This is a genomic window from Marinobacter sp. B-12 (genome assembly GCF_056857915.1).
This window is the reverse complement of record NZ_JBSXOB010000012.1, coordinates 1-10937: the sequence shown is the minus strand read 5'-3', so window position 1 is coordinate 10937 and position 10937 is coordinate 1. Positions and strand designations below refer to the sequence as shown.

Annotated in this window: 5 protein-coding genes; all 5 read right to left on the bottom strand. The window is 54.7% G+C overall.

The window, feature by feature from the left end:
* Positions 1 to 479: 479 nt before the first annotated feature.
* On the bottom strand, positions 480 to 1376 hold the full coding sequence (locus AC13D2_RS00375) for an AraC family transcriptional regulator (RefSeq protein WP_300497810.1): 897 nt from the start codon (positions 1374 to 1376) through the stop codon (positions 480 to 482).
* A 197-nt stretch (positions 1377 to 1573) separates the two neighbouring features.
* Complete coding sequence (locus tag AC13D2_RS00370; protein WP_300497807.1) at positions 1574 to 2728, bottom strand: beta-barrel domain-containing protein; 1155 nt, start codon at positions 2726 to 2728, stop codon at positions 1574 to 1576.
* 9 nt (positions 2729 to 2737) lie between these two features.
* A complete protein-coding gene (locus AC13D2_RS00365; protein WP_482938028.1) occupies positions 2738 to 4840 on the bottom strand; it encodes a type I secretion system permease/ATPase in 2103 nt (700 codons plus the stop codon).
* A 5-nt stretch (positions 4841 to 4845) separates the two neighbouring features.
* Positions 4846 to 6105: a TolC family protein gene (locus AC13D2_RS00360; RefSeq protein ID WP_300497802.1), complete on the bottom strand. Its 1260-nt coding sequence runs from the start codon at positions 6103 to 6105 to the stop codon at positions 4846 to 4848.
* Between the two features lie 10 nt (positions 6106 to 6115).
* Positions 6116 to 10900, bottom strand: a complete 4785-nt coding sequence (locus tag AC13D2_RS00355; RefSeq protein ID WP_482938029.1) for an Ig-like domain-containing protein — start codon at positions 10898 to 10900, stop codon at positions 6116 to 6118.
* Positions 10901 to 10937: the final 37 nt, after the last annotated feature.

The window sequence follows — 10937 nt, the reverse complement described above, 5'->3', positions numbered from 1 at the left end:
TTCGTCAGTACCTAGTGCGCGGCCTTTTTTCACTTATATCAAAGACTGATCAATCATCCTGAAAAAAGGTGTCATAAGCTATTAATTTTAGTCCTTTACGGCTGTTTTTGGGGAATTTTTCACGTTTGTCTGCCAACCCTCGAGTAGGTCGTTCAGAATGCGCAGATCATCTGGAGCATTCCTGGCACTTTGATCTGACGTGTACATCGCACGTCAGTGAAGTGCATCAGTGGAGACTATTACACGCTCAATGCCACACCTGAACAAATACATACCCTGTCATTTTTCTATACTTTTTTGCTGTCGCTTGGAAGGAGGCTGGCCCCGCTCGCCAGGCTCAAAGCTGCAGCACGCAAAGGCTGAGTCGATTTTTTCAGATAAAACAAGGGCTAATAAAAATGGAGATCGGTCACCAGAAAGTATCATTTTGGGGAGAAAAGAAGATTGACAGAGCAGGGTAAAAATACGGGGAGCGCAAATTAGCGCTGATACAATGCGTCCATGGAGGTTCTTCGATATTCAGACGGCGTCATGCTCTTCACGTCGTAAAAACGGCGATTGAAATTAGCGATGTTGTTGAAGCCAACCTGAAAGCAGATTTCCGTAATCGGGTCATTGCTATGGGCCAGACGCTCACAGGCCTTGTTGACCCGAAGCGTATTGACAAACTCTATGAATCGATGGCCAGTAGCCTTCTTGAAGAACTTGGAGAAATAGGTTGGGCTCATGTTCACATGCGCCGCAACCTCTTCCAGAGAAATGCTGGCCCGATAATGCTCGAAAATATGATTCAGGGCCTGGTTAAGTCGATTGAGGATTTTTTCATCGGTAATAGGAAGGTAAGTCGACGAGGACAGCACACGATAGTCATCCATCGCCGCCAGGATCTCAACCATTGCCCAGAAACGGGTCAAGCGTCGAAAGCCGTTCGAAGTGGCAACTTCTTCAAACAACCCTATCGCTTTATTAATTCCCTCGCGATTCCGGAACTCAATGCCGTATTGAGCACGCTGCCAGAACGGAGCCAGGGCGCGCGTTTCAGGAAACACTGATTCAGAGGCGGTAATCAGATCGTGGGAAAAATTGATGACGCGGTCACGAAGCTCAACATGCTCCCCCTTCTCTAGCTGACTGATCCAGTTGTGAGGAAGGTTGGGCCCCACAAGGATCAGGCTATTGGGGGCGAAATTGCCAATATAATCACCCACGAAAACCTTTCCGGAGGTCTCGGTGATCAGGTGGAGTTCATATTCCTCGTGATAGTGCCAGCGCACAAGTGGGCTTGGGTAACCGTGATCCAGGTATCGGATCGACTCGTCTCCCCGCTGATCTACCCATTCGAACTCTGGTTGGATACGTTGCTTCTCAGCGCCCATTGCGTTCTCTTCGACTTTTACTTGATGCGTAGAACCAGTGTAACCAATAAGTCAGTATGTGAGGAGGACAACTTAACGATCACCGTGCTGCTCGTCTCGACAAGCCCAGCGACAATAAAACAGTGAGGATTTGCAAAATGCAGTTTCACTGCCTTTTTTTGCAATATGCAAATCAGAATGCAAGCCGACACGGCAAATCAGTTGAGCCTCGCTTTCAGCACAGGACGAAGAAGGTAAGACAGTACCGTTCTCTTATCTGTTTTGATTTCCACCTGCGCCACCATTCCTGGTTTCATTGGCAGCGTCTTCCCCCGGTGGCTCAGACTGCTCGCGTCTGTCTGTACCAGTACCTTGTAGTATACCTCTTTGCCTCTCGCAGATTGTTCTTCGGTCGAGTCGGCGCCGACTTTAAGCACTTGTCCAGTCAATGACCCGTACACGGTGTAGTCGTATGCCGTCAGTTTAACGACTGCGGGCATTCCCTGAGCGATAAAGGCGACGTCACGTGGCTCTATCCTTGTTTCCACCAACAAACTGTCGTCAAGCGGCAGAATATCCATGATCAGTTCACCTGGTTGTACGACGCCGCTTTCGCTCGTGACGGAAATGTTGTTGACCTTCCCCCTGACTGGTGACAACAAGTCTGTCCGTTTTAGTTGGTCTTCCCGTTGCAACAGCACTTGCTGGATCCGGCCGAGCTCCCCTCGTTTACTGGCGAGCTCTCCATAAGCCTCTTCAGAGTATTTGCGAGAGACATCCAGATATTCCCCCTCAAGTGAGGCTACTTCACTTTCAAGGTTTAGATACTCCATTTCACTGACAGCCTGATCCTTCAGCAAGGGTTTGAGGAGCTGCCGTTGTCGATCAACAATGGCACTGCGACGCTTCAGTGAACTCAACGTCTCTTCAAGTTTTGCCTGCCGGGCATTGAACAGTTTGCGTTCAGCGTTGATCAGGCTCTCAGGAATCGCCGGGGTATCGGGGAAACTGACTTCTTTCGCCCCGGTGACCTCTGCCTCGAGGCGGGCGATGGCTGCCTTCAGGGTATTTACCTGTTCCCGGGTTTCCATATACGACGACCGAAACCGGGTATCGTCCAGTTTCAGAAGCACCTGGCCTTTCTCAACAACATCGCCTTCACTGACGTAGAGTTCCCGGAGGATGCCTCCTTCCAGGCTTTGAATAGCCTGAAGGCGGCCTGAGGGAATGATGCGCCCTTCCCCTTTCGTCATTTCGTCCACTTCCGCCCAAGACGCCCAGGCGACAAATACCCCGAGGCACAGAAAGCACGCCCACAGGACGGAGCGGGATCTCTTGAAGCGGCTGGCAGTGTCATAATCAAGATGACTCATCGTTATTCCTTACTTCGATGCTTCGGAAGCTACTTTTACCGTCAGGCTATCCCGGGGGCCATCCATCACAACGCTGCCACCCTGGATAACGACTACCCGGTCTGCCAGCTCCAGCAGGGACCGCTTGTGGGTCGCAACAACCAGGGTTCGTTTTTCCAGCCAGGGTTTCAGGAATTTCAGAACACATTGCTCAGTCTGCTGGTCCAGAGAAGACGTTGGTTCGTCCATCAGCACAATGGCCGGGTTTTGAACGACAACCCGGGCCAAGCCAATCAATTGCCGCTGCCCCCCGGACACGGATCGATTTCCCTGAATCAGAGTGTCGAGCCCCAAAGGCAGCTTTTTCAGGAAGGAGCCAAGCCCAAGGTCCTCCACCAGTGACGTCAATTGAGCGTCGGTGTGCGGCTGAAGCCCGGGGTTGAGATTATCCCTGAGCGTTCCGTTGAACAGCGTTACGTCCTGGGGTAAATAACCAATGTTCGCGGATCGGTCCAAAGGATCGATATGGTCAAGATTGGTGTCGTCGACCAGAATCTGGCCCTGGGTCGGTGACACGAGCCCGGCCAGTAATCTGAGCAGGGACGACTTACCGGCGCCACTGGCGCCGAGAAGAGCCAGCCGTTGACCACTGTCTATTGTCAGGGCATCAATGTTGACGATCTCCGCACCGTCTTCGGACTGTTTCCAACGCACCCCTTCACATCGATAAGCGCCCGCCATCACTGGGCGCTCAACAAACTGGCGGCCTTGCGGGCGCTCAGTCGGCGCACTCATCAGTGAATCCAGGCCTTGCAGTGCTGCCTTAACATGCTGCCATCGGGACAGCATCGCACTCGCCTGCCCGAGCGGCGCAACGGTTCTGGACACAAGGATCGTACAGGCAACGAGTGCACCGACGGTAAGGTCACCCGCTGCAATAAGGTAGGCACCGACCACAACAACACCCACATAGGTCAGCTGTTGGACGGTTCCTGTCCACTGGACAAGGATCTGGCTGATTCGCCTAAGGCGATAGGTGGTGTGAGACAGGCGATCGTGCAAGTCCCCCCATATACCAGACAACCGTTTCTCTCCGCTTGCCGCCTTCACGGACTCCACCCCTTCAAAAGACTCGAGTAACAAGCTGTTTTTGAGAGCACTTTCCTGAAGTCCTTCCTTCGACAAGCGGGACAGTAGTGGCTGACACAGCAATGCCGGGCCCAGCAGTAGCACCAATGCGACGACCGGAACCCAGACAATGGCCCCACCCAGAAACGAGATCACTACCAGAAACAGCACGACAAACGGTAAATCACTGACCAATGCAGCAGAAGCGGAGGTAAAGAACTCCCTTACCGACTCAAACTCCCGGATTTGCGTAGCCAGCACACCGGGCGTTGCAGGCCTGCTTTCCAAGCGTAGATGGATGGATTGATCAAACAGTTTGCGCCCGAGCGTTCGATCCAGTGTTCGCCCTACGCCTTCGAGCAGGGACAGTCGAATCAGCCGGATGACCATCTCCATGGCAATGGCCAGAAGCACACCGGTCGCCAGAACCCAGAGCGTGTCGTGGGCGGTGGTTGGAATAACCCGGTCATAGACCTGCATGGCGAAGAGGGCAATGGCTATCGCCAACGCGTTGGCAACCAGGGAGGCAACACCCACATCGGCGAATACGCGCCAAAAACCGGCGAGCGGGCTCCAGAACCAGCTTATCTGCTCTTTCTGGGCAAACGAACCGACCCATTCAGTGGTACGAAATGCCGGTGTTGCGATGATAGTGGCGCCATCGAATTCCGACCGAAACGTTTTCCTATCAACTTCCTTGAGGTTGTCGCCGCCCTCATCTGTGCGCATGAGAGCAAAATGGGAATCCCTAACTTCGACCAGCAAGTGCCAACTACCGTCGACAAGGCGGACCAGCAGCGGTAAACGACACGACGCCAGTTGTTCAATCGCCATTCTTCGGGTTGTGACTTCAAACCCTTCGGCCATCATCATCGTTTCTACGCGTTGTTCAAGCGCGAGGTTTTCGTCATCAAGGCGGTCCAGCCTTTTCAGGGAAACCTGTTTCCCCAGGTGCTGGCACAACAGCGAAATGGCCTTTCTCAAGCAATCCTGTGAATTGTGCACGGGCGTCAGGCTCCCTCAGGTTTCGCAACGGGCAATCGATCGAGTAACCGGTCTTCTAACTGCCCTAGCTCTGAAGCAATTGCTGCGCCAAGTCTCGCCTGCTCGACCTCCACTTCAATTTTTGAGATCAATGCGTCCATTCGCTCGTTTTCAGCGCCAATGAGATCGGCGATCTCACGGCGACCTACCAGAAACTGTTTGAGGTAAAGGTCGAGCGTCACTTCGGAGGCTTCCAGTTGTGCCTGTATGGCTGGCACCCTGTCACCTAACACCCGGATCAGCGTCAACGACGATCTCAGCTCTCGTAACATTCTTTGCTCGAGCTGCTCCTGTTCGAACTTCGCCGCAGAGACCGCCATTTCAGCAGAGCGTGGTCGGCGCCAGGATGACAGACCCTGGAACAGCGGCGTTTCGACTCTAAGAGCAACACGATTATCCGTTCGATGACCAAAACTGTCTTCGACACGCTCTGCCACAAACTCCAGGCTCAAGCTGGGTATGCGTTCGGTTTTTGAAACCTCCAGCTTTGCTTCCGCCGTGTTAACGGACGCTTTTGCGCTCTTGATGGCAGGAGCCGCCTTTACCCAGTCCTGAAGTTGGTGATGGGGTATTGCAGAAAACCAGCGGTGCCAATTGGGGAAGCGTTTAATATCTCGCTCAATCAGTCGTCGCCCTATGCGCTGTTCAAGTGATCCCAGCGCTTCAAGAAAGTCTCCCTGGGCAATGACCCGGCGTTCCCGTGCACGGGCGAGTGCTGTTTCAGCACGCGTCAGTTCTACCCTGTCCACGACGGTTCCAACGCGGCGTCTCGTTAAGGCGACCAGATTCTTCAGGCGCGAAACTTCATCGTCACTGGCCGTCATTCGGGCGTTCGCACCAAGCCAATCCAGGTACAGCTCTACAATCTCAAGGACCAGTATTTCCCGGTTGGTTTTTGCACTGTAGACCAGTTGCTGTTTGCTCGATTCTTCCCGATTGACCTTGGCTCTGGTCTTGCCCCAGTCATAGACAGTTTGCGACAACCTCAACTCATTTCGGACGTTGTTGCTGGTCCCAATTTCTGACGTACCTTTCAGTGCGGGCAACCAGCCATCTTTCTCGATAGAGATAGCAACCGATTGCTCCGCGATTCTGGCTTCATCAACCTGCAATTCAGGAGCACGTTCAACCGCAAGGGTGACCGCCTCCTCCAGGGACAGTGAGTGAGCCGGCATTGCAAACGCAACAGCAATGCCAGCAACCAGAAAAATGCATCGTTTAAACATGGATACGCCATCAAATGATTACATTGACGTCCGTATCTGCAAGCAGCGTGCCAGAACCAAAGTTAAAGACATCATAGGTCGCGCCATTGATGACCTGATTGGCGGCTTCAAGGGTCGCGCCCGAGAGGTCGACAGTGTCGTTCCCATCGCCGATGACCATCAGCTCATTGTCCGCCTCCGTCATGGCAACGAGAGCTTCTTCCGTGAGTGTCAGAGTCGTTCCGCTATCATCATTACCCAGATGGATCTGTTCGATGTTGCTGACGCTCCCCAAGCCAAATGATGAAAAATCGATATCGATCCCATCGTCGAGAACGAGTACGTCGAACCCTTCACCGCCATCAATGGAATCGAACTGATCACTGGACACAGACATCAGGTCATCTCCGGCTCCGCCGCTGAAGCTGTCCTGCCCGTTGCCGTCAATCAGGGTATCGTTACCGTCTCCGCCGATCAGGGTGTCGTTTCCAGCCCCGCCCCGAATAAGATCGTCGCCAGCGGAACCGTCAATGACATCATCACCATCAAAGCCATATAGCCTTTCGTGACTGGCGTCCCCATTCAGCACGTTGCCCAAACCGTCGCCTTCCATCACGTCCTCGTTCCCCAGCAACGAGCTTAGAACCGCGACATTCGTCAGTTGCCCAAGAGATTCAGAAGCACTAAGGCCACCGGCGTCAATGGCAGTGATCAGTGTCGCGTCGAGCAAAGCTGCCTGCGCTTCGAGATTGAGACCAAGCAGGCTTTGCCCATTGTCAAACTGAACCGTTGCCAGAAACTCGTTGATCGCAAGATTATCGATATCGCCATCATCAATGGCCGTGATCGTTAACCGGGATGACGGCGCAACCAATCCCAGTACACCAGGATCGTTCTCGATAGTGAACTGAAGGCCTAGTTCGGCGGCCAGTTGCGTGGACGCTGTTAGGGTCTGCGCATCGAGGTTAACACTCAAGATGGGTTGGTAATCGACGACGACTGAACGAAGATTTCCGTCGGAGTCGGCAGCCGTGAGATCCTGGCTGTTCAGATTGATCAGACCAAGTGCGTCAATTCCGGCGATTCCCAGCAGTGCCGAGGTATCGGCCTGGACCACTGGCGCCGCGAGATTGGCCATCGGCGACGTTGGCGATGGAGTTCCGGTACTGTCGAACCCAACCGAGCTGGCACTGGAGTCCCCGTCACCGTCGGTGATAATGCCAGTAACGCTTGTCACGCCACCGAGGAGATCGGTATCAGCGGTCGCCTCATCGAAGAGGAGTGCGCCCTGCCCGATCAGGTCGGCGATAATGTCCTGGTCAGAGATTGAACCCTGCGTCAGATCGACGCCGGTCAGGACGATCACCTGGTCAACCTGCGCAGCGTCGAAACCGCCAAGGAATCCACCCGTTGTACTCACCGAAATGGTCGTTGCGGATGCGTTCCACTCAAAGTGAAGGTAATTGGCCAGATTGCCCGGATCCATTCCAATGCGGCCTTCCCCTTGAAGAAGGTCGGCCAGATCCAGGGTGTCGCCGCCCGCTGATACGGGGACAAACGTAAAGTCGGAAATTGTGTCTGTTTGGGGTGAGGCAGGCAACGATTCGTCGCCGGACTCCCAACGGAACACGTCGAGGCCATCGCCACCTGACAACGTGTCGTTACCTGCACCGCCAATCAGGATGTCGTTTCCAGCCCCGCCGTCCAGGGTGTCGTTACCGTCACCACCCCGAAGAATGTCGCTGCCGCCGAGTCCCGTCAGTGAATCATTGCCTTGATAACCGTACAGCCGGTCGGCGTTTCCAGTGCCGTTCAACGCATTATCACCACTGTCCCCTACAACGAGATAATCAGGGGCGTCGGTCTGCATGAGTCCAAGATCCGCCAGGTCGCTTCGGGTAAAGCTGTCCGTATTCCCGGCGCTGTCCGACGCTGCGATGGTCAGACTGGTTCCAATTCCCAGAGACAGAACGCCGGAGTCAAGATATATTGCGCCCAGAAATTCGTTCAGCGCAAGATTGCTTATAGTTCCGCCATCCTCGGCTGTCACCGTGATGGAGCCAGTAAGGTCAAGCACACCCAGGTCATCCAATGTGAAGCTTATGCCCAACTCGCTCGCCATATCCTGGGCGCCGACAACGTTAAACCCACCTCCGACACTGACACTTATGGCTGTGTAGGTAATGGTTACCGAGTTGATATCGCTATTGTCATCTACCGCCGAAAATTCCTGACTTTCCGCGAAATTAACCAGTCCCAAAGCCCCAACGCCGACCAGCCCCAACAAGCTGTTGGTATCCCCGAGAGACACTACTGGCGCGACCGGCGCCTCTTCCGGTAATTGAGCCACGCCCGTATGGTTGTATTGGTAGGTTCCGTCGTTGACGTTGATGAGGAGCGTCTCGCCTTTCAGCGTCGTGACGGTCAGTTCACCGGAGCCGGCATTGAAGTCAGCTTCAGAGAACTCTGAAACGGTATCCGATGAACCATACGCAGACACTGAGTTCGCATCAGAGTCGTATTCAAAGGTGTAACCGTCAACAGTCACCGACGACAGGTGCCCTCCATCGGCACCGAACGTATCCACAAACGAGCCGCTAATGGGCGTGTTGGTTGCCACTACGTCATGAACGACAGACTCTGCGGCTACCGGCATGTCGTCCTCAACATTGACGAACAGAGCACCCGTGCTGTTCACGTTACCCGCTGAATCGGTCGCTTCTACAGTAAACTCGAGGGATAGTATGGCTTCAATGAATTGCTCTGGATGGTCGAGTGACTGAGCCAGTGCGAAGCTATATTCGCCAGCCGTATTAACGGTTAACGTCGCGATCGTCCCTGCGCTGATCGTCGCTCCGGTTAGTGTGTAGGCATTACCATCAAACGAACCTGTCCAGTTGACGGTCTCCCCTGCTGCCGCTATACCGGTCGGGCCGGTTACGGCTACCTCCGTAATTGTTGAGGCATCACTGAACGCCATGGTACCGCTGGCAGAGGTAGCATCGGTGCTGTCGGTCGGAGAACCATTGGTGTCCGCTGCACCACCGGTTAGGCCCTCCTCGGAAACCGAGGACACACTCTCTGTGATAGAGGGACCCGTGGTGTCAATGGTCACGGTCAACGCGACTGATGCCGCGCTTTCGTTTTCAGCGGAGTCAGTCACGGTCACCGACAGGCTATGGGGGCCTTCGGACAACGGTGCGTCTGGAATGACCGACCAGGTGCCGTCGACCGCTACCGTTCCAGTTCCCAGAACGGTGGTGCCATCGGTATCGTAGAGTGTGACCGTGTCACCCGGTGCTGCACCTGAGCCACTGATAGCTGGCTGGGTGATGTTGGTGATGTCATCGCCCTGAGTTCCTGAGTCGGACCCTGAATCCAGAACAGGAGCCGATGGAGCATCCGGCGCTATAGTATCAATCGCCAATGTCAGGGCAGCGGACGGATCACTCTCGTTACCGGCTGGATCTGTCATGGTGACGGAAAGGTCGTGGGAGCCTTCGGACAATGGTGCGTCTGGAGTGACCGACCAGGTGCCGTCGACCGCTACCGTTCCAGTTCCCAGAACGGTGGTGCCGTCGGTGTCGTAGAGCGTGACCGTGTCACCCGGTGCTGCACCTGAGCCACTGATAGCTGGATGGGTGATGTTGGTGATGTCATCGCCCTGAGTTCCTGAGTCGGACCCTGAATCCAGAACAGGAGCCGATGGAGCATCCGGCGCTATAGTATCAATCGCCAATGTCAGTGCAGCGGACGGACCACTTTCGTTACCCGCGGCGTCCGTCATGGTGACGGACAGATTGTGAGAACCTTCGGATAAAGGCGCATTGGGAGTCACTGACCAGGAGCCATCACCGGCAACCGCTGTGGTACCCAGGACCGTTGTGCCGTCGGTGTCGTATAGCGTGACCGTGTCACCCGGAGTTGCACCGGAGCCTGTAATAGCCGGCTGAGTGTTATTGGTGGTGTTATCACCCTGAGTTCCTGAATCGGAGCCCAAGTCCAGAATCGGAGCCGCTGGCGCGTTAGGTGCCGTAGTATCAATGTCCAGTGACAATGCAGCGGACGGATCACTTTCATTACCCGCGGCATCCGTCATGGTGACAGACACATCATGTGAACCTTCTGACAAGGGTGCATCTGGAATGATCGACCAGGTGCCGTTGGCCGCTACCGTTCCAGCTCCCAGAACGGTGGTGCCATCGGTATCGTAGAGTGTGACCGTGTCACCCCGGGTTGCACCGGTGCCTGTAACAGCCGGTTGAGTGTTATTGGTGGTGTTATCACCCTGAGTTCCGGAATCGGACCCCGAGTCCAGAATCGGAGCCGCTGGCGCGTTAGGTGCCGTAGTATCAATGTCCAGTGACAATGCAGCGGACGGATCACTCTCGTTACCGGCTGGATCTGTCATGGTGACGGAAAGGTCGTGAGAGCCTTCGGATAAAGGCGCATTAGGAGTCACTGACCAGGAGCCGTCACCGGCAACCGTAGTGGTACCAAGGACCGTTGTGCCGTCGGTGTCGTAAAGCGTAACAGCGTCGCCTGGTGTTGCACCTGAGCCAGTAATAGCCGGCTGAGTGTCATTGGTGGTGTTGTCACCCTGAGTTCCGGAATCGGAGCCTGAATCCAGAACAGGAGCCGACGGTGCATCCGGCGCTGTCGTATCGACTACCAATGTCAGTGCAGAGGACGCACCACTTTCGTTACCTGCGGCATCCGTCATCGTGACGGAAAGGTCGTGAGAGCCTTCGGACAATGGTGCATCTGGAGTGATGGACCAAGTTCCATTGGCAGCTACCGTTCCTATTCCCAGAATAGTGGTTCCATCGGTACCGTATAGCGTGGCCGTCTCG

Coding starts and splice junctions, on each gene's coding strand:
- AC13D2_RS00360 (WP_300497802.1), bottom strand. CDS start 6,105: ATGTTTAAACGATGCATTTTTCTGGTTGCTGGCATTGCTGTTGCGTTT.
- AC13D2_RS00370 (WP_300497807.1), bottom strand. CDS start 2,728: ATGAGTCATCTTGATTATGACACTGCCAGCCGCTTCAAGAGATCCCGC.
- AC13D2_RS00375 (WP_300497810.1), bottom strand. CDS start 1,376: ATGGGCGCTGAGAAGCAACGTATCCAACCAGAGTTCGAATGGGTAGAT.